The 18,827-nt window shown below is 71.9% G+C and carries 15 protein-coding genes; 3 read left to right on the top strand and 12 right to left on the bottom strand.

Translation table 11 applies throughout. From position 1 onward, the window contains the following. Positions 1 to 124: 124 nt before the first annotated feature. On the bottom strand, positions 125 to 1,531 hold the full coding sequence (locus KSO98_RS17020) for an ABC transporter permease (protein WP_225286919.1): 1,407 nt from the start codon (positions 1,529 to 1,531) through the stop codon (positions 125 to 127). Beyond that, positions 1,528 to 2,484 (bottom strand): ABC transporter ATP-binding protein, encoded by a 957-nt coding sequence (locus KSO98_RS17015; RefSeq protein ID WP_225286918.1) that lies wholly within the window; start codon positions 2,482 to 2,484, stop codon positions 1,528 to 1,530. The genes KSO98_RS17020 and KSO98_RS17015 overlap by 4 nt, the downstream gene beginning before the upstream one ends. Before the next feature lie 190 nt (positions 2,485 to 2,674). On the opposite strand from KSO98_RS17015, the gene KSO98_RS17010 reads away from it, so the two are divergent. Next, positions 2,675 to 2,926: a mycoredoxin gene (locus tag KSO98_RS17010; RefSeq protein ID WP_225286917.1), complete on the top strand. Its 252-nt coding sequence runs from the start codon at positions 2,675 to 2,677 to the stop codon at positions 2,924 to 2,926. A gap of 316 nt (positions 2,927 to 3,242) precedes the next feature. Here the strand turns inward: KSO98_RS17010 and nudC are convergent, their stop codons facing one another. The 8 genes from nudC to KSO98_RS16970 form a co-directional block, all read right to left on the bottom strand. Beyond that, positions 3,243 to 4,133, bottom strand: a complete 891-nt coding sequence (gene nudC, locus KSO98_RS17005) for an NAD(+) diphosphatase (protein WP_225286915.1) — start codon at positions 4,131 to 4,133, stop codon at positions 3,243 to 3,245. After that, positions 4,130 to 7,345 carry an ATP-dependent helicase gene (locus KSO98_RS17000; protein ID WP_225286914.1) on the bottom strand — a complete coding sequence of 1,072 codons (3,216 nt, stop codon included), beginning with the start codon at positions 7,343 to 7,345 and terminating at the stop codon, positions 4,130 to 4,132. The genes nudC and KSO98_RS17000 overlap by 4 nt, the downstream gene beginning before the upstream one ends. Further along, positions 7,342 to 10,548, bottom strand: a complete 3,207-nt coding sequence (locus tag KSO98_RS16995) for an ATP-dependent helicase (protein WP_225286912.1) — start codon at positions 10,546 to 10,548, stop codon at positions 7,342 to 7,344. Before KSO98_RS16995 ends, KSO98_RS17000 begins: the two co-directional genes overlap by 4 nt. A 30-nt stretch (positions 10,549 to 10,578) precedes the next feature. Further along, entirely contained in the window at positions 10,579 to 11,226 is a 648-nt protein-coding gene (locus tag KSO98_RS16990; RefSeq protein ID WP_225286910.1) for a hypothetical protein, read from the bottom strand. A gap of 72 nt (positions 11,227 to 11,298) precedes the next feature. Beyond that, a complete protein-coding gene (locus KSO98_RS16985) occupies positions 11,299 to 11,967 on the bottom strand; it encodes a lysophospholipid acyltransferase family protein (protein WP_225286908.1) in 669 nt (222 codons plus the stop codon). A gap of 97 nt (positions 11,968 to 12,064) precedes the next feature. Continuing rightward, on the bottom strand, positions 12,065 to 13,075 hold the full coding sequence (locus KSO98_RS16980; RefSeq protein WP_225286906.1) for an ABC transporter substrate-binding protein: 1,011 nt from the start codon (positions 13,073 to 13,075) through the stop codon (positions 12,065 to 12,067). A gap of 47 nt (positions 13,076 to 13,122) precedes the next feature. Then, on the bottom strand, positions 13,123 to 14,010 hold the full coding sequence (locus tag KSO98_RS16975) for an ABC transporter permease (RefSeq protein ID WP_225286904.1): 888 nt from the start codon (positions 14,008 to 14,010) through the stop codon (positions 13,123 to 13,125). Then, positions 14,000 to 14,806: an ABC transporter ATP-binding protein gene (locus KSO98_RS16970; RefSeq protein ID WP_225286902.1), complete on the bottom strand. Its 807-nt coding sequence runs from the start codon at positions 14,804 to 14,806 to the stop codon at positions 14,000 to 14,002. The genes KSO98_RS16975 and KSO98_RS16970 overlap by 11 nt, the downstream gene beginning before the upstream one ends. A gap of 122 nt (positions 14,807 to 14,928) precedes the next feature. On the opposite strand from KSO98_RS16970, the gene KSO98_RS16965 reads away from it, so the two are divergent. Both KSO98_RS16965 and KSO98_RS16960 read left to right on the top strand, forming a co-directional pair. Continuing rightward, positions 14,929 to 16,551: a sensor histidine kinase gene (locus KSO98_RS16965; RefSeq protein ID WP_225286901.1), complete on the top strand. Its 1,623-nt coding sequence runs from the start codon at positions 14,929 to 14,931 to the stop codon at positions 16,549 to 16,551. After that, the gene (locus tag KSO98_RS16960; RefSeq protein WP_225286899.1) at positions 16,548 to 17,210 is read left to right on the top strand and encodes a response regulator; all 663 of its coding nucleotides are present in this window, start codon (positions 16,548 to 16,550) and stop codon (positions 17,208 to 17,210) included. Before KSO98_RS16965 ends, KSO98_RS16960 begins: the two co-directional genes overlap by 4 nt. A gap of 7 nt (positions 17,211 to 17,217) precedes the next feature. Here the strand turns inward: KSO98_RS16960 and KSO98_RS16955 are convergent, their stop codons facing one another. Further along, positions 17,218 to 17,544 (bottom strand): MGMT family protein, encoded by a 327-nt coding sequence (locus tag KSO98_RS16955; protein WP_225286898.1) that lies wholly within the window; start codon positions 17,542 to 17,544, stop codon positions 17,218 to 17,220. Between the two features lie 25 nt (positions 17,545 to 17,569). Then, positions 17,570 to 18,805, bottom strand: a complete 1,236-nt coding sequence (gene moeZ, locus KSO98_RS16950; RefSeq protein WP_225286897.1) for an adenylyltransferase/sulfurtransferase MoeZ — start codon at positions 18,803 to 18,805, stop codon at positions 17,570 to 17,572. Positions 18,806 to 18,827 lie beyond the last annotated feature (22 nt).

Genomic DNA, 18,827 nt, shown 5'->3' with positions numbered 1-18,827 from the left:
TATTGAGGCGCGGGTGGACGGGGCAGGGGCGAGAGGCCGAACGATCGGTGAACGACGGGCAGGAACGGCGACGGGCCGTGACCGGGGCCGATGGGCCCCGGTCACGGCCCGCCTCAGGCGAGTTCTACCGGTGAGGAGCGAGCAGGTCGACGAGGCCGTCGAACTGCCAGAGCGGGTTCGGCGCGTCCCCCTGGGCGGTGTGGATCGGGAACGATCCGTTGACCTCCTTGGGCCCGTCGCCGTCGGCGACGTAACGGCCGTCCGGGGTGACGTCGAGCTGGAAGGTGGCCTGGCCGACGAAGGTCGTGCCGGGGGTGTGCCAGGAGACGATGCAGCGCCAGTCGTTGCCGGGGCCGGTCTGGGTCGGGTCCGCGGCGTCGGCGGCGCTGGTGGTGCTGGTGGTGCTGGTGGCGGCGAGGCCCCCCTTGGTGCACGTCGACGCGGTCTGCATCGCGGCCTCGGTCACGGCGGGTCGGTGCAGCTGCGCGGTCTGGAGCACGTACAGACGGCTGAAGGACGTGGAGAGCGAGTCCTGCAGCGTGGCCCGGGTGATGCCGGAGCCGGTGACCGGCGTGAGGACCGCGACCGCGGCGACGGAGACGGCGGTGAGCGCCGCGAGCGGCAGCAGGCCGCCGACGGCGATCCGGCGCGCCGAGCCGTCGTTGGTCAGGTCGGTGAAGTCGCGGCGGACGAAGAGCCGGTACGCGAGCGCCGTCGCCAGCACCACCCACGCCAGGCTCACCACGAGCCCGACCACGATCGGGCCGGTCTGTGCGGGACTGGTGAACAGGCCACGCCAGGCGAGGAAGGTGTTGCTCGGCAGCGCGAGGCGTACGACCGCGGGCAACGGCAGCATCTGCACCACCTGCACCAGCAGCGCGAGCAGCGCCGGGAGCAGCAGGCCGATCGGCGAGCGGCCCATGGTCACCGAGCCGAGCAGGCCGATCGCGGCGTAGGCGAGCGTCGGCAGGACCACCACGAGCCAGGCCAGGAGGACCCGCCCGGCGACGTCGCCCGCGCCGAACATGTGGCCGTCGAGACCCACGAGCGGGTGGCTGCCGACGCCGAGCAGGCCGCCGAGCGTCGCCGACAGGGCGATCGCGATCATCAGGGTGAGGACGACGATCAGACTGGCGAGTGCCTTGGCCGCGAAGATCCGGCGCGGCGAGCGGACCGTGACGACCAGGTGCCGCCAGGTGCCGAGCCGGTCCTCGATCGCGAAGACGTCGCCCGCGACGAGCGAGGTCAGCAGCGGCAGCGCCCAGACGCCGGCGAAGGCGAGCACGACCAGTGGCCCCGCCCATCCACTCAGCGCCATCCAGCGACCGAAGACCGTGTCCGCGGGCAGCGAGGTCTGCTGGCCGGTCGCCGCGACGAAGACGCCGGGGGCGAGCAGGCAGCACAGCAGGATCACCCGGATGCGCCACTGGGCGATCAGCTTGACCAGCTCGAAGCGCAGCGTACGGGCGAACGAGGCGGGCAGCGGCGCGGCGCCCGAGGTGGTTGGCCGCGCGGGGGCGGGTGCGCTCATCGGGCGTCCTCGTCGCTGGGAGTCTCGCTGGGAGTCTCGCTGGGAGTGTCGCCGGTGAGGGCGAGGAAGGCCGCCTCGAGGGGCGGCGTGACGGGGGCGAGCTCACGCAGCGCGATCCCGGCGCGCACGAGCTCGGCACCGAGTCGGTCCATCGCGGGAACGGCACCGCGTACGACGAACGCGTCGTCGTCCGTCGCGCCGTCGAGAAGCGCGATCTCCTCAGCCGCGGAGGCGACCGAGCGGGCGTGGGTCGGATCGGAGGTGAGAAGCCGATAGTCGAGGTCGCCGCTCTCGGCGGCGAGCTTGCTGAGCGGGCCCGAGAAGACCACCCGGCCGGTCGCGAGCAGGGTGACCTCACTGCACAGCGCGCCGACGTCGTCCATCCGGTGGCTGGAGAGGATGACCGCGGTGCCCTGCGCGGCCAGGTCGGCGATCGTGCCGTGGACCTGTCGCTTGCCGGCCGGGTCGAGTCCGTTGGACGGCTCGTCGAGCACCAGCAGACGGGGGTCGCCCAGCAGGGCCGCGGCGAGACCGAGGCGCTGACGCATGCCGAGGGAGAAGCCCCGAACGGCGTCGTCGGCGACGTCGCTCAGGCCGACGCGGCCGAGCGCGTCCTCGACGCTCCAGGCGGGGTAGCCGCGCAGGGCGGCCACGGCTCGGAGGTTCTTGCGGGCGGTGAGCGCCGGATACAGACCGGGGCCGTCGACGAAGCCGGCGACGCCGTCGGGCACCGCGAGATCCTGGCGCACCGGGCAGCCCAGGATCTCGAGCTCGCCGCGATCGGGTGACGAGAGGCCGAGGAGCATGCCTAGCAGGGTGGTCTTCCCGGCACCGTTGGGACCGACCAGGCCGTGCACCGTGCCCGTGGGGATGTCGAGATCGACCCCGTCGAGTGCGACCACCTCGCCGAAGCTCTTGGTGATGCCGCGTGCCCGAATCGCGCGGTCTTGCATGGCTGCTGCCTCCAGGACGCCCCGCGCAGCCGTCCCCGAGACGTCCGCGTTCCACCGAAGAACCTAGGGAGCGGTCGATCCACCCGGCAGGGGCGCACAGTGGAACGCTCGGTGAACGACGGGAACAACTCGATCTGCGGATAGGTTCTTATAGAAGCGTGATCCCCGAACTGGAAGCGAGAACCGCCTGATGGCTGCCGAGACGTTCACGATGTACACGACCCCGTGGTGTGGCTACTGCCAGCGACTGAAGGGCCAGCTGGACCGTGAGGGCATCACGTACGAGATCGTGGACATCGAGCAGGTCCCTGAGGCAGCCCAGATCGTCGAGTCGGTCAACAACGGCAACCAGACCGTGCCGACGCTGGTCTTCGCCGACGGCACCTCCGCGACCAACCCGTCGCTGATGGCGGTCAAGGAGAAGCTCGCCTCGCTCGCCTGAGGCGAGCCATGAGGCGCTCGGGTCAGCGGCCCGGCGTCTCGATTTAAGGATGTAAGTGAGGTAATTTACTCAACTACATAATCCCTTAGGCCGAAGATGCGCAGCTCGGCGGGAGGATCGCCGCGTACGACCTGAGCGTGCTCGACCCGAAGTCGGTCGTCACGCCGGCGAAGCCCATCACCGCGCCCACCAAGGCACCGGTCAAGCACACGAAGAAGCACAAGCACCACAAGGCCCACACCGCCTGATCGCCTCACGTCGACGACGCGGACGGCCGTGGCTCGAGCACCAGGCCCGACCCGGCGGATCGTCGGGATCACCAGGAGCCGGGCAGGGACTCCCCGAGCCATGACTCGATCAACGAGCGGCTGATCGAGACCCCGCCCGGGAGCACCAGGTCGCCGCTCTGCGCGCCGGCGCGCAGCTCGGCGCGGGTGAGCCAGCGGGCGTCCTCGATCTCGTCCTCGTCGCAATGGATCTCGGTGCTGGTGGCGCGGCCGGTGAAGCCGAGCATCAGGCTGGCCGGCAGCGGCCACGGCTGGTTGCCGAAGTAGGTCACCTCGTCGACGACGACGCCGGTCTCCTCGAAGACCTCGCGTCGCACCGCGTCCTCCAGGGACTCCCCCGGCTCACAGAAGCCGGCGAGGGTGCTGAAGCGCCCGACGGGCCAGGCCTTCTGCCTGCCGAGCAGGCACTGCTCCTCGTCCGTCCCGGGCTCGCCGTGGGTGATCAGCATGATCACCGCGGGGTCGGTGCGCGGGAACGTCGTGTGCCCGTGGCCGCACACGAGCTCGTGCCCCTCCTTGGCGGGGTCGAGCGGCAGGCCGCAGCGAGCACAGAACCGGGTGGCACTCATCCACTCGGCCAGGCCGACCGCGTGCAGCACCAGCGGCGCGTCTTCCTCGCTGAGGGTGAGCAGCAGCGAGCGCAGCGGCAGATGGGCCTCGGTGGCGGCCAGCTCGGTGGTCACCACCGCGAAGTACGCGATGCCGTCGCGGACACCGAGCATCATCCGGGCACCGGCCGGGGCGTCCTCCGGAGCGATCCACTCGATCGCCCCGTCGACCGGCCGGATGCGCGTACCGGCGAGCACGACCACCCGCGAGGTCGGGTCGGCCCAGTGCTCCTCGATCCACGCGGTGTCCGCGCGGTGCGCGGCCGCCCGGTCGTAGCGTCCGCTGCTGAGCCGCTCGTGCAGGTAGGTCACGGCTGCACGTTAGCGGCGATGATCCGCTGGAGCTCCTCCCGACCCGGGAGATCCGGCGGCTCGACCAGCTGCCCGGTGCGGACGTAGAAGAACGCCGCCCTGACGTGCGTCGGGGGCACGCCCATGAGCTCCGCCCACGCCACCCGGTAGATGGCCAGCTGGAGCGGGTCCGCGCTCGCCCGCTGGCTCGTCTTCCAGTCGACCAGCAGATAGCGCCCGTCCTCTCCGGACTCGGCGTCGGTGTAGACCGCGTCGATGCGACCGCGCACGACCTGGCCGGCGAGCACTAGGGAGAACGGCGCCTCCACGCGGTACGGGACCCGGGTCGCGAACGGCCCGGACTCGAAGGCTGCGATGACGTCCTTGAGGTCGGCGTCGTCCTCGATCCCGACGTCGCCGCGACCGGGCAGGTCGTCGACGTCGAAGAGATCCTGCTGACCGAAGCGGGCCTCGACCCAGGCGTGGAACCGGGTGCCGAACCGGGCCGCCGCCGACGGCTGGCGCGGCATCGGCCGAGCGAGCTCGCGGGCGAACTCCTCGGGCTCGTCGCGCAGCCGGGCCAGGGAGGTGGCCGACAGGCTGTCCGGGCGGCGCACCAGGACGCTGTCCGCACTCTCCGCGCGGGCCTCGGCGACGAGGCGCGCGATCTCCTCGTCCCACTCGCTCACCCGGGCGGTCTGCAGCATGTCCAGCCCGTCATCGAGGACGTACGGGTCGACCGCGGCGACCAGAGCGGCTGCCGCGATCCGGCGCTGCGCCTCGGCGGCCGGACCACTCGGCGGCCAGGGGCGCGACGGGTCGACCGCGAGGTAGGGGTTCTGGATCTGCTTCGGGTCCGGCTTGGTCAGCCAGACGACCTCCTGGCCGCGCTCCTCGAGATGCGCCCGGACGCTCTCCTGGTACGCCGAGGGGCCGAACGGGGTCTTGCGCGGGGTCCAGAGGTAGCTGGTCACCGAGAGCCGGTCCTCAGCACGCGTGAAAGCGACGTAGCCCAGGCGCAGCTCCTCGCTCGCCTCGTGGGCCTTGACCGCGACCTTGTACGCGTCGATGGCGGGCTTGTCGAAGCCCTGGAGGTGGGGCAGGTCGTGGGCATCGCGCCGCAGTTGCGAGGGCAGCACCGCCGGGGTGGTGATCCAGCTCGGGCGGGTGCGATTGGACGGGAAGACACTCTCGCCCACGCCGACCAGGAAGACCTCGGCCCACTCGAGCCCCTTGGAGCGGTGGACCGTCAGGAGCTTGACCGAGTCGGCGGCTGACGGCGTGGCCAGCTCGAGCCCGCTGCCCTCTTCCTCCTCGGCGGTGAGGTAGGAGAGCAGCGCGGCCATCGAGACGTCGCCGTCGATGGCCTGGAAGTCGGCCACGGCCTTGACGAACAGGTCGACGTTGTCGCGGCGGGTGGCCGCGGCCGGCCCGGTCGCCGAGGCCAGTTCGACGTCGGTGCCGATGGTGTCGATGACCCGGCGCACCACGTCGAGCAGCGGGTCCCCGGCGTGGGAGCGCAGCTGTCGCAGCTCGGCCGCGAGTAGACCGAACCGCTCGCGCGCCTCGGTGGAGTAGGCCCAGTCCTCCGGGTCCCCCGGGTCCGCGAGGGCGTCGTCGAGGGCCGGCAGCTCGGCCGGGTCGACGCCGTCGGCGATCGCCACCATCGCCTCGTCGATCGAGCCGGCCTCGGCGCTGCGCCGGCCGCCGGCCAGCTCCTGGGCGCGGGCGGCGAGGAGCTTCTGGTCGCGCGGCCCGATCGCCCAGCGCGGCCCGTTGAGCAGAGTGAGCAGCGCGGCGTTGGCGGTGACGTCGTGGAGCAGATGCAGGACGGCGACGATCTCGGCGACCTCGGGCAGACGCAGCAGGCCCGCGAGCCCGACGATCTCGACCGGGATCTCGGCCGAGGTCAGCACGTCGAAGACCCGCTCGGCCGACGCGTTATCACGGGTCAGGACCGCCAGCCGAGCCCACGGCGCCTCGCCGTCGAGAGCGGCATGGGCGGCCTTGAGCTCCTCGGCCAGCCAGGCGAGCTCGTCGTCCTGGCGCTCGAAGACCCGGGCGGTGACCCGGCCCTCGCCCTTGCGCGGGTCGGCGACCAGCGGCAGGACGCCGGGCGTGGCGTCGTACAGCGGCTGGGCGAGGCGGTTGGCGACCGCCAGGATCTCGCTGCCCGAGCGTCGGTTGACGGTGAGGTGGTAGAGGCCGACCGATCCGCCGTCGCGGCGGGGGAAGGTCTGGGCGAAGCCCAGGATGTTGGAGACCGAGGCACCGCGCCAGCCGTAGATCGCCTGGTTGGGATCGCCGACCGCCATCACCGCGTGGCCGCCCCCGAAGAGCCGGGACAGCATGATGGCCTGCGCGGTGGAGGTGTCCTGGTACTCGTCGAGCATGACGACCTTGAAGCGCTCCCGCTCCGCCGCGCCGACCTCCGGCTGCTCGGCGGCCAGCCGCGCCGCGAGCGCGATCTGGTCGGAGAAGTCCATCAGTCGCAGGTCCGACTTCACCCGGCGGTAGGTCTCGACGAGCTGGAGCAGCTCCTCGCGGCGCTCGATCGCGTCCAGGGCCTTCGCGACCGGCTCGAGCCACGTCTTGCGGGCCTTGCCCGCCTCCTCCTCGGCGAGCGCCCGCTCGAACCCGGCGCGGACGTCGGCGTCGTGCTCGCGGACGTCGGCCGGCACCCGCAGGTGCTCGTTGAGGGAGCTGTCGAGGGCGAGCAGCCACTGGATCACCGTCGGCGGGTGATCGGAAAGCAGCCGGACCTCGCCGGTGTGGCGGTCGATGGCCCGTGCCCCGAGCTGATAGCGGGCGGCGTCGGTGATGACGCGGGTGTCGGGCTCGTGCCCGATCCGCAGGCCGTGGTCGTTGAGCAGGCCGGCGGCGTAGGCGTTGTACGTGGCCACCGTCGGCTCGAGGACCTCGCCCTCCTCGTCCTCGACGAGGACACCGGCGTTGTCGAGGGCCTGGCGGATCTTGGCGCGCAGCTGGGCGGTCGCCTTGGTGGTGAAGGTCAGGCCGAGGACCTCGTCGGGTCGGACCTGGCCGGTGACGACCAGGTAGACGACGCGCGCGGCCATGAGTGTGGTCTTGCCGGAGCCGGCGCCGGCGATGACCACGACCGGCTCGAGGGGCGCGGTGATGGCGGCCCACTGCTCCGGGGAGGCGGGGTGCTTCTCCCCCATCACGGCCTGCAGGTCCTCGGGCGTACGGATCTCCCGGGTCACGCTGCTCATGCCGTCACCGCCCCGGCGCCCTTGATCGGACAGAGGCTGATGTAGTCGCACCTCTTGCAGTGCTCCCCCGAGATGGCGGGGAGCTGCTCGGAGCGCAACCGCTTGGCCGCGACGGACAGCTGGCTGCGCAGCTCGATCCGCACGTCACTGGCGTCGTTGTGGGCCTCCTGGCGCTGCACCTTCACCGGCAGAGCCGGATCCGGCATGCCGAGCTGGACCAGCTCACCGCCACCGCTGGTGGCGCCGGGCACGAGCTCGGCGGTGGCGCCGCTGTCGACGGCCAGCTGGTAGACCGCCAGCTGGGCGTTGGACTCGACCGACCTGTCGCTGGGCGGGTTCTTGCCGGTCTTCAGGTCGACCACGACGACCCGGCCGTCGTGGTCGAGCTCGAGCCGGTCGGCGCGGCCGGTGAGGGTGACGGTCTCGCCGTCGGCCAGGACCACGTCGGCACGGAAGGGCACCTCGACGTCGACGAACCGGCGCGGGTTGCTGGTGTGCCACGCGACGTAGCGCTCGAGTGCGGAGCGGATCCGCGCCCGCTCGCGCTCGGCGGCCCACTGCACCCGGAAGCTGAGCCGGCCCCATACGGCGTCGACGTGCTCCATCAGCACCTCGACGTCGGGCGGCAGATCCTCGGTGGCCACCCGCTGGGCGAGCGCATGGACGATCTCGCCGACGTTGGCGGCCTGGCGTGAGGCGGCGATCCCGCCGGCCTCACGCGAGAGGAACCACTGCGCCGGGCACTGCAGCAGGCCGTCGAGCACGCTCGGCGAGATCGGCACCGGCTTGCCGGGGTCGCGCAGCGGGGCGACGGCCCGGGAGCTCGACCGGGTGCCCCACCAGGTGGACGGGTCGGCGGCCGGCACCAGCGGGCGCTCGCCGCGGGTCTCGGCCGCGAGCCGGGCGAGCCGGCGCGCAGCGGCGAGCCGCAGTGGCTCCTCGGTCTCGGGGTCGGCGACGACGCGACGCAGCTCGGCGACCAGACCGCCGAGGGACAGCGGTCGGCGGGGACGCCCGACCGTACGCTCGATGGTGACCCCGAGCTCGTCGAGGAAGCGGCTCGGCTGCTCGCCCTCGTCGTCGTCGGAGTGGACCGCGGTGACGATGAGCCGCTCGCGGGCGCGGGTGCACGCGACGTAGAAGAGCCGGCGCTCCTCGGCGAGCAGCTCGCGCGCGGTCAGCGGCGGGGTGAGGCCGTGCTCGCCGATCCGGTCGGGCTGGAGCAGGCTGCTGCGCCGGCGCAGGTCGGGCCAGGCCTCGGCCTGCACGTGGGCGACGACGACCAGGCGCCATTCGAGACCCTTGGAGCGGTGCGCGGTCAGGAGCCGCACCGCGGCCCCGCGGGCTCCCCGGTCGGCGAGGGTGTCGGCGGGGATCTGCTGGGCACCGAGCAGCTCGAGGAACGCCCGGGCACCGGCATGGTCGCGCTGCGCCTCGAGCCGCGCGGCCGCCTCGAAGAGCGCGAGCACGGCGTCGAGGTCGCGGTGCGCGCGACGGGCGGCCGCCCCGCCGAGCTCGACCGAGCGCTGCAATCGGGCCGGCCAGCGCGTCGAGGACCACAGCTCCCAGAGCAGCTCCTCGGGACTGGCGCCGTCGGACTCCATCGCGGCGACGCGATGGAGCAGGGCGACGGTCTCGCGGGCGCGGGTCACGTCGGTGCCGGCCGGGACGCCGGCGAGGAACCCGGGGTCGACGAGCGCGTCGCGCAGCAGCTCGTGCGAGGACCGCACGGGACGCTCCTCCGCGGCGGCCCGCAGCTTCTCGGTGGCGCGCAGCGCCCGCGCCAGGCGGCGTACATCCGGGGCGGTCAGGCCTCCGAGGGGGCCGGTGAGCAGGCTCTCCACCTGGGCGTGGTCGACGTAGTCGGCGTGCAGCGGGTCGTCGTTGGTGAGGTTGAGGGCTGCGCGCAGCGCCGCGAGCAGGGGCTCGACGGCCGGGTCGCGGACCAGCGGCACCTCGTCTCCGGCGACCTCGACCGGGACGCCGAGCGCACCGAGGGCACGGCGCAGCGGCGGGATGGTGTTGCGCCCGGAGCGGACCAGGACGGCCATCTCGTCCCATCCGATGCCGCCCTCGAGGTGGGCGCGGCGAAGCAGGTCGGCGAGGTGCTCGGCCTCGGCCCGCTCGCTGTCGAACGTCATCACCTGGACCTTGCCGGCCGGTCCCTCGGCGCGCGGGGCGAGGAACGCCTCGCGCGCGGCCTCGTCGATCGTGCCGGGCAGGCCGATGCGTCCGGCGACCCGCTGGGCGGCGGTCAGCACCCGGGGACCGAACCGGCGGGTGGTGCGCAGCGCGACCACCGGCGCCGGCGCGCCGCCGGCCTGCGGGAACTCGGTGGGGAACTCGAGGATCCCGCGGACCTCCGCGCCGCGGAAGCCGTAGATCGACTGGTGCGGGTCGCCGACCACGACCAGATCACGGCCGTCGCCGGCCAGCGCGCGCAGCAGCGCGACCTGGCCCGGGTCGGTGTCCTGGTACTCGTCCACGAAGATGTGCCGGTAGCGGGCGCGCAGCTCGTCGCGGTGGTACTCGGCCTCGATGGTCGCCCGCCGGATCAGGTCGGCGTAGTCGGTCGCGCCCTGGCTGTCGAGGTTGGTGAGGTAGGCGTCGAGGAAGAGGCCCGCGGCCGCGAACTCCGGGATGCCCTCACGCTCGCCGAGCAGCCGCAGCTCCTCGCCCTCGAGCCCCTTCTCACGGGCCCGGGAGAGCACCGCCTGCACCTCCCGCGCGAAGCCGCGGGTGCCCAGCGCGTGGCGCAGACCCTCGGGCCAGCGCACCGACTCGGGGTGGTCACTGAGCAGCTCACGCAGCACGACGTCGGCCTCCGGGGCGCTCAGCAGCCGCAGCGGCGCCTCGTAGAGCTCCTGGGGGGCGTAGGCGCGGATCAGGCCGTAGGCGAAGGAGTGGAACGTCGAGCAGGGCGTGCCGCTCATGGTCCGGCCGAGGCGCGCGGTGATCCGGTCGCGCAGCTCGTCAGCGGCCTTGCGGGAGAAGGTCAGCGCCAGCACCTCGTCGGGGCGCGCACCGCGCTGCTCGATCCGGTCGACGACCGCCTCGACGAGCGTGGTGGTCTTGCCCGTGCCGGGACCGGCGAGCACCAGCAGCGGCCCGCCGGGATGCTCGACGACGCGCCGCTGGTGCTCGTCGAGCGGCGGCACGCCGACACGCGCGGCCGGTTCCTCCAGTCGGTACGTCGTGGTCACGGGACCACTGAATCAGACCCCGCCGACAGTTCACTCCTCGTCGTCGAAACGCGGGTTGCCCATGAGGTACTGCTTGAGCGGCCCCGGCGCCTTGCGCGGTGCTCGCGGCGCGACCGGGACGTAGCGCCCGTCCGCCTCGTCCCAGAACCCGTCGACCACCCGCATCACCCTGCGCATCGCCTGTCCGGCGGCGCCGGTGTGCGGAAGGTACGGGTGCGGGCGGGTCGGCTCGCGCGGCTCGCGACGGGCCAGCTCGTCGGTCATCTTGACCAGCTCGCCATCGTCGAGCACGTCGCACAGCCGCGCGACCAGGGCCTCCTCCTCACGTTGGAGAGCCGTCATCGCGTCGCGCACGTCGTTCCACATGGCCGACCAGGAGAAGGTGTGCTCGTACGTGGATCCGAACTCGTGCGCCTTCACGTGCGCCAGCACCACCTCCACCTCGTGCTGCGCGGCACGGAAGTCATGGGTGTCGCGATGCATCGGCAGGCACGGCAGCAGCACCTCGTCGACGGCGTGCAGGTGCTGGGCGACACACGCGCACAGCATGTCGATCGGGGGGCTCCCCCGGTGGGAGTGCGACGCGCTGCCATGGATCTCGCAGGCAGCCTCGAGCCGGCCGTGCAGATCGTCGTAGGTGTGCTGGACGGATTCCCTCAAGCAGTCGGTCGTGCCCATGGACCTCACCTCGTTCATGACGGGCGTCACTCCCATGGTGCGCCTGTCTGGAGGCCTTCTCAAGAGCGCGCCTCAGGCGTCGGCGGCCCGCTCGTTGTAGATGCCGGCCTCGACCTGCCCCGACAGCTGCTGGATGGCGGTCATGATCTCGTCGGTGAGCAGCCGTCGGGCCTTGCCCAGCGGCATCCCGTCGAAGCGACCCGCGACCTGGATCGGCTCGCCGAAGGCGACCTCGACGCGGACCAGTCGCGGCAGGTTGGAGCCGACCGGCTGGAGCTGCTCGGTGCCCTTGAGCCCGACCGGCACCACCGGGACGCCGGCGGTCAGCGCCAGATGGGCGACGCCGGTGCGGCCCCGATACAGGAGGCCGTCGCGCGAGCGCGTGCCCTCGGGGTAGATCCCGAACGCCTCCCCGCGACGCAGCACCTCCAGCGCGGTGTCGAGCGAGCCGAGCGCGGCCTGCGGGTCGTCGCGGTCGACCGGCAGCATGCCGAGGCCCTTGAACCACAGCCGCATCACGGTGCCCTTGATCCCGGTGCCCGTGAAGTAGTCCGACTTGGCCAGGAAGCGCACCGGGCGCGGCGAGGTCGACGGGATCACGACCGAGTCGACGAAGCTGAGGTGGTTGCTGGCGATGAGCACCCCGCCCGTACGAGGCACGCGCTCGCGCCCGGTCACGCGCGGACGCCAGATCAGGCGGAGCAGCGGCGGGATGATCGCGTGCAGCAGTCGGTAGAGCACGCACCGATCATCGCGGTGACCGGTCAGTAAGGCGAACGAGGGCGGTCCGCGCTGGACCGCCCTCGTACCGCCGTGCCGCCCTCATCGGGCAGCGGACCTACTTCGCCGCGTCGACGAACGTCGTGGTGTAGGTCTTGGACAGGTCGAGCGAGTCCTTCTTGGGCTTGACCACCGGCGAGAAGGTCCCCAGGACGTCGAGCACCGTCTGCGGGCCGCCGTCGGGCATCACGCCGTCGGCGGTGAAGATCCCCTTCGAGCCGTCGATCGACTTGGTGTACGTCGCCATGTCGCCGCCCGCGTAGCCGGCCGGCATCTTCGCCGCGATGTCGGCGGCCGAGTGGCCGCCGATCCAGCCGAGGGTCTTCACGAAGGCGTTCGCGATCTTCTGCACCGTCTGCGGGTTCTTCTCGACGTAGTCGCAGTTCATGTACAGCGAGGCCGCGGGGTAGAGCCCGCCCAGCGCCTGCGTGGTGCCCTCCTCGGTGCGCATGTCGAGCAGGATCTTGCCTGCCCCCTGGTTGAGCACCGTCTCCACCGTCGGGTCGGTGGTCATGCCCGCGTCGATGCTGCCCTGCTGCAGACCGGCGAGGAAGGTCGAGCCGGCGCCGACCGCGACGGTGGTGTAGTCCTTGGTTTCCACTCCGGCCTTGGTGGCGAGGTACTGGGTCAGATAGTCGGTCGAGGAGCCGGCCGAGGTGACGCCGAGCTTCTTGCCCTGGAAGTCCGCGGGACCCGAGAGGCCGGAGGCCTTGGTCGAGACCATCTCGACCTCACCCGGCACCTTGGCCAGCTGGACCACGCTCTCCACGCACTTGCCCTGCGCCTGCAGGGTGACCGTGTGGTCGTAGAAGCCCACCACACCGTTGACCTTGTTGGCCACCAGCTCGGTCTCGGCGCTGGCGCCCGACGGCTCCGTCATCAGCTTGACGTCGAGGCCCTCGTCCTTGAAGTAGCCGAGCTGCTGGGTGAGCATCGCGGGCAGATAGATCACCTTGTCGATGCCGCCGACCATGATGGTGACCTCGCCGCCGGCGTCGCCGCCCGAGCTGTTGCCGCATGCGGCGAGCGTGGATGCGACCAGGGCGAGACCGGCTGCCGCGGCAGCCATGCGGGACGTACGGATCATTGTTCTTCCTGCTTTCGTGAGGGTCGGGCTCAGACGCCGGAGGCGTGGGTCGAGGTGGCCTGGGGGCGCCACGCGGTGAGGCGCTTCTCCAGGCGGGTGATGAGGGTCTCGGCGATCAGCGCGACAGCGGTGATGACGACCATCCCGGCGTAGACGCCGGCGGAGTCGAAGTTGCCCTGGGACTGCTGGATCAGCAGGCCCATGCCGCGGGAGGCGCCGATGACCTCACCGACGACGGCGCCGATGAGCGCGAACCCGAAGGCCACGTGCATCGAGGCGAGGATCCAGCTGGTGGCGCTGGGAAGGACGATCGTGCGCATCAGGGACCAGCGGCCGGCGCCCAGGATGCGGGCGTTGTCGATCAGCGTCTTGTCGACCTCGCGGGCGCCTTGGAATGCGTTGAAGAAGACGGCGAAGAAGACCAGCACGAAGGCGGTGGCGATCTTGGACTCCATGCCCAGGCCGAACCAGATCACGAAGAGCGACGCCAGCACGATGCGCGGGATCGCGTTGGCCGCCTTGATGAACGGCGCCAGCACATCCGCGGCGAACCGGGCCCGACCCAGGACGACACCGAGGACGACACCGCCGAGGACGCCGAGCACGAAGCCGCCCGCCGCCTCCTCGAGGGTCACCCAGATGTTCTCCCAGATGCTGCCCTGGGAGGTGCCGTCGGTGAACCAGGTCACCAGTCGCTGCCAGATCTGGCTCGGCATGGAGATCAGGAACGGGTCCATGAACGTACGGGCGGAGAGCTCCCATGCGCCCAGCCACACCGCCACCAGGAGCGTGCGGACGCCGTACACGGCCCAGGGGCCACGTGCCGTGGACCGGGCCCGGCGCTTGCTGGTGATCGCCGTGGGCGCGACCTCGGTCTCCAGGCCGACCCCGACGGGGACGGGGATCTCATGCGACATTGCCTGCTCCTCGGGCTCGGGTGATCTCGACCTCTTCGCGCAGCGAGTCCCAGACCCGGCGGTAGAGCTCGGTGAACTCCGGCGTCAGCCGGATCTCCTCGACCTTGCGCGGACGCGGCAGGTCGACGGTGACCACGTCCTTGACCGTCGCGGGACCGGCGGTCATCACGACCACGCGGTCGGCCAGCGCGATGGCCTCGGTGAGGTCATGGGTGACGAACACGACCGCGGCGCCGGTGCCCGACCACAGCCGCAACAGCTCGTCCTGCATCAGCTCGCGGGTCTGGACGTCGAGGGCGCCGAACGGCTCGTCCATCAGGAGCACGTTCGGCTCGGTGATGAGGGTCTGCGCCATGGCGACGCGCTTGCGCATGCCGCCGGACAGCTGGTGGGGATAGCGATCCTCGAAGCCGGCCAGGCCGACGCGCTCGATCCAGTCGCGCGCCTTGGCGTTGGCCTCGGCCTTGCCGATGCCTCGATAGCGCAGGCCGAGGGCCACGTTGTCGAGCACGTTCTTCCACGGCAGGGTCGCGTCCGTCTGGAACATGTAGCCGACACCGTCGGGGATGCCCTGCACCGGCCGGCCGTTGACGGTGACGGTGCCGTGGGTCGCCGGCTCGAGGCCGGACACGAGGGACAGCGTGGTGGACTTGCCGCAACCGGTCGGGCCGACGACGGTGACGAACTCGCCGGAGGCCACCTCGATGTCGACGTCGCGGATGGCGGTGAAGGTCCCACCCGCTCGGTGGGGGAACTGCTTGGTGGCGCCGCGTAAGGCGATGGCGTGATCACTCATGCCGCCGGACGCTAGGCAACGGGTGACCGCCGTCACAGTCTTGTGATCGATGCGGTCGTTGAACGCACAAGTGCCGTTGTGCTCATACTGCTCAACGGCATCCGGGCGCCTACACTCAGCGGGTGTTACCGACGCCACGCCCGCGGTGGACGTTCAGCACGAAGAACGTCCTGCTTCTGGTCGGGCTCCTGCTCGCGGTCGTGCTGCTGCTCCTGTCCGGGGCGGCCTACGTCCTGCGCCACGACCTCTCGCGGGAGTACGAGCAGCGAGCGCTCGCCATCGCCCGCAGCGTCGCCCAGCAACCCGGCCTGGCAGCCCAGGTGACCGGAGGCGCGCCGACGCCCGATGGGCCGGTCCAGCGCACCGCCGAGGACGTACGGCGCTCGACCGGTGCGCTCTACGTCGTCATCACCGACAAGCGCGGCATCCGGTACAGCCATCCCCGTCCGGCGAGCATCGGCGCCGTCGTCAGCACGAGCCCCGACGCGGTGCTGGCCGGGCGGCAGGTCGTCACCGTGGAGCGCGGGACGCTGGGACTCTCCGCCCGCGGCAAGGTGCCCCTGCGCGACGACACCGGAGCGGTGGTCGGCGAGGTGAGCGTCGGCATCTCGATGAACACGGTGAACGCCCGCACCTGGCAGCTGGTGCTCGTCCTGGGGCTGATCGCGGCCGGCGCGCTCGCGGTCGGCATCTCCGGGGCCGTCACGTTGGGCCGACGCCTGCGACGCACCACGCTGGGTCTGGAGCCGGAGGAGATGGCGGACCTGGTGCGCGAGCACGCCGCCGTCCTCGGCGGCGTGCGGGACGGGATCATCGCGGTCGACTCGCGCGACCGGGTCACGGTGGTCAATCGAGCGGCCCAGCTGCTCCTCGGCCGCTCCCCCGCGCGTGGCACCCGCCTGGCCGAGGCCGATCTGCCGGAGGAGATCAAGGAGATGCTCACCGCGGAGCCTGCACCGGTCGGCGCCGTGTGCGCCCTGGAAGGACGCGTCGTGGTGGCCGACCGGATCGCGGTCACCCGCGAGGGCCGCGACCTCGGGCGGGTGCTGACGCTGCGCGACCGCACCGACCTCGACGCCGCCTCTCGCGAGCTGGAGGCCACGCGCGCGCTCACCGACGCGCTGCGGGCGCAGTCGCACGAGTACCGCAACCGGATCCACGCACTCGGCGGCCTCCTGCATCTGGGTCACATCGAGCAGGCGCAGCACTACCTGGACGAGCTGAGCATCGATCTGAGCCCCGTCGCGGGTCTGGGCGACCCGTATCTCAGCGGGCTGGTCGCGGCGAAGCGCGCGATCGCCTCGGAGTCGGGCGTACGGCTCGACGTCGAGGCGTCCACCTACGTGGACGGCACCGTGGTCGCACCGCTCGACGTCGTCACCGTGCTGGGCAACCTGCTGGACAACGCGATCCGCGCCGCCGCCGGCGGCGAGCGGCGTCCCGCGTACGTCGAGCTCACCGTCGCCTCCGACGGTCCGGACCTCGTCATGCACGTCCTGGACAGCGGGCCCGGCGTCGCGCCGCTCGACGTGTCCCGCATCTTCGAGCGCGGCTTCACCACCCGGAGCCACGGTGCCACCGAGCACGGCTACGGGCTGGCCGTGGCCCGGCTGACCGCCCGCTCGCACCGCGGGGACGTCAGCCTGGCCGACCCCGGCGGCGGGGAGGTGGGCGCGACGTTCACCGCCCGGATGTGCGACGTCGTCGAGCCGCCGGCGGTCGCCGCGGGGGTGGAGACGCGATGATCCGCACGCTCGTCGTCGACGACGACTTCCGCGTGGCGCGCATCCATGCCGCCATCATCGGTCAGGTGCCCGGCTTCGAGGTGGTGGGACTCAGCCACACGGCGGCGGACGCGCTGGCGGCGGTCCGCGACCTGGCCCCCGACCTGGTGCTGCTCGACGAGTACCTGCCCGATCGACGCGGCACCGACATCGTCGGCGAGCTCGGCACCGCGGTGATCATGGTGACCGCGGCCGACGACGCGGCGACGCTGCGCCGTGCCCTGGCCGGGGGCGTGCTCAACCTGGTCGTCAAGCCCTTCTCGCCGGCCGTGCTGGCAGCCAAGCTGACCGCATTCGCACGGTGCTGGACCCTGTTGACCGGCGTGGGGCCGCTGAGCCAGGCCGACGTCGACCGTGCTCTCGCGACCCTGCGGGAGGGCGACGCCGCCGGCGCGCCGCTGCCGAAGGGACGCTCCGCGGTCACCGCCGAGGCGGTCGCCGACGCCCTGCGCCGAGCGGGCGAGCCGCTGACCGCGATCGCCGTGGCCGAGCTGACCGGCGTCTCGCGCGCGACCGCCCAGCGCTATCTGTCCGACCTGGCCCGCGCGGGGCGGGTGGAGCTGCGGCTGCGCTACGGCAGCACCGGGCGACCCGAACACGAGTACGCCTGGCGCGACTGACCCCGCGTCAGTCCACGACGGGCGGCAGCCACAGGGCGGCGCGCAGGTCGACCGCCCCCGAGGACCGCAGCGGTGTGCCCTCCTCGAGGTAGGCCTGCCGGGCCTCGTCGGCGAGGTGCGGCGGCAGGGTGCCGTCGGAGCGGACGATCCGCCACCAGGTGACGCCGTGGGCATGCCGGGCCATCACGGCCGCCGGCTGACGCGGGCCGCCGCCGTACTCGTCGAAGAGCGCGTCGGCGATCGCGCCGTACGTCGTGGCCCTCCCGCGCGGGACCTGGTCCACCAACGCAAGGACCGCCTCGACGTAGTCGTCGAGGCGGTCCTTGTCTGTCATGCGTCAGAGCGTAGAGACCCGGGGATCAGTACGCCGGCTGCGACGGGTCGATCTGGCTGACCCACGCCACCACGCCACCGCCGACGTGCACGGCGTCGGAGTAGCCGGCGCCCTTGGCGACCAGGAGGCACTCGGCCGAGCGCACGCCCGACTTGCAGTGCAGCACCAGCTGCTTGGAGCCGTTGTCGGTGAGCTTGCCGAGCTCCTCGAGGGCGTTGCCGTTGAGGAACTCGCCCTTCGGGATCAGCACGGAGCCCGGGATCTTGTTGATCTCGTACTCGTTGGGCTCGCGGACGTCGACGAGCACGAAGTCGTCGCGGTCCTTGATCCACTGGTCGAGCTGGTTCACCGAGATCGTCGAGCCGGCGGCGGCGTCGGCGGCCTCGTCGGAGATGTTGCCGCAGAAGTAGTCGTAGTCGATGAGACCCGTGACCTCCGGGTTCTCACCGCACAGCCGGCAGTTCGGGTCCTTGCGGACCTTCAGCTTGCGGTACTCCATCTCGAGCGCGTCGTAGACCATGAGCTTGCCGACCAGCGGCTCACCGATGCCCGCGAGGAGCTTGATGGCCTCGTTGACCTGGATGGAGCCGATGCTCGCGCACAGCACACCCAGGACGCCGCCCTCGGCGCAGGAGGGGACCATGCCCGGCGGCGGCGGCTCGGGGTAGAGGCAGCGGTAGCAGGGCGCGTCCGCGGCGGCCGCGGCCAGCTCCTCGTTCTTGCTGTTGCGCAGGCCGGCGGCGAAGACGGACGCCTGGCCGTCGAAGCGGTAGATCGAGCCCCAGACGTACGGGATGCCGAGGAAGTACGCGGCGTCGTTGACCAGGTAGCGGGTTGCGAAGTTGTCGGTGCCGTCGACGATGAGGTCGTAACCCTCGAAGATCCGGTAGACGTTGTCGTTGTCCAGCCGCTCCTCGTGCAGGACCACGTTCACCAGCGGGTTGACGTCGGCGACGGCCGCGGCGGCCGACTGGGCCTTCGGCTGGCCGATGGTCGACTGCTTGTGGATGATCTGGCGCTGCAGGTTCGACTCGTCGACCTCGTCGAACTCGACGATGCCGAGGGTGCCGACGCCGGCCGCGGCCAGGTAGAGCAGCGCGGGGCTGCCCAGTCCGCCGGCGCCGATGACCAGCACCTTCGCGTTCTTGAGCCGCTTCTGACCCGCCATGCCCACATCGGGGATGATCAGGTGGCGGCTGTAGCGACGGACCTCGTCGATGCTGAGGGACTCAGCAGGCTCCACGAGCGGTGCGAGCGGCACTGGGATGCTCCTTCGGTCTTGC

Origin of the sequence: Nocardioides nematodiphilus (genome assembly GCF_020216525.1) — a bacterium.
Classification (GTDB): domain Bacteria; phylum Actinomycetota; class Actinomycetes; order Propionibacteriales; family Nocardioidaceae; genus Nocardioides; species Nocardioides nematodiphilus.
This window is presented reverse-complemented; position numbering and strand designations above follow the sequence as displayed.

Excerpts from the sequence above, each read along its gene's own strand:
- KSO98_RS17020 (WP_225286919.1), bottom strand. The coding sequence starts at position 1,531 with ATGAGCGCACCCGCCCCCGCGCGGCCAACCACCTCGGGCGCCGCGCCG.
- KSO98_RS16980 (WP_225286906.1), bottom strand. The coding sequence starts at position 13,075 with ATGGCTGCCGCGGCAGCCGGTCTCGCCCTGGTCGCATCCACGCTCGCC.
- KSO98_RS16970 (WP_225286902.1), bottom strand. The coding sequence starts at position 14,806 with ATGAGTGATCACGCCATCGCCTTACGCGGCGCCACCAAGCAGTTCCCC.
- KSO98_RS16975 (WP_225286904.1), bottom strand. The coding sequence starts at position 14,010 with ATGTCGCATGAGATCCCCGTCCCCGTCGGGGTCGGCCTGGAGACCGAG.
- KSO98_RS17010 (WP_225286917.1), top strand. The coding sequence starts at position 2,675 with ATGGCTGCCGAGACGTTCACGATGTACACGACCCCGTGGTGTGGCTAC.
- KSO98_RS17015 (WP_225286918.1), bottom strand. The coding sequence starts at position 2,484 with ATGCAAGACCGCGCGATTCGGGCACGCGGCATCACCAAGAGCTTCGGC.
- KSO98_RS17000 (WP_225286914.1), bottom strand. The coding sequence starts at position 7,345 with ATGAGCAGCGTGACCCGGGAGATCCGTACGCCCGAGGACCTGCAGGCC.
- KSO98_RS16990 (WP_225286910.1), bottom strand. The coding sequence starts at position 11,226 with ATGGGCACGACCGACTGCTTGAGGGAATCCGTCCAGCACACCTACGAC.
- KSO98_RS16960 (WP_225286899.1), top strand. The coding sequence starts at position 16,548 with ATGATCCGCACGCTCGTCGTCGACGACGACTTCCGCGTGGCGCGCATC.
- KSO98_RS16955 (WP_225286898.1), bottom strand. The coding sequence starts at position 17,544 with ATGACAGACAAGGACCGCCTCGACGACTACGTCGAGGCGGTCCTTGCG.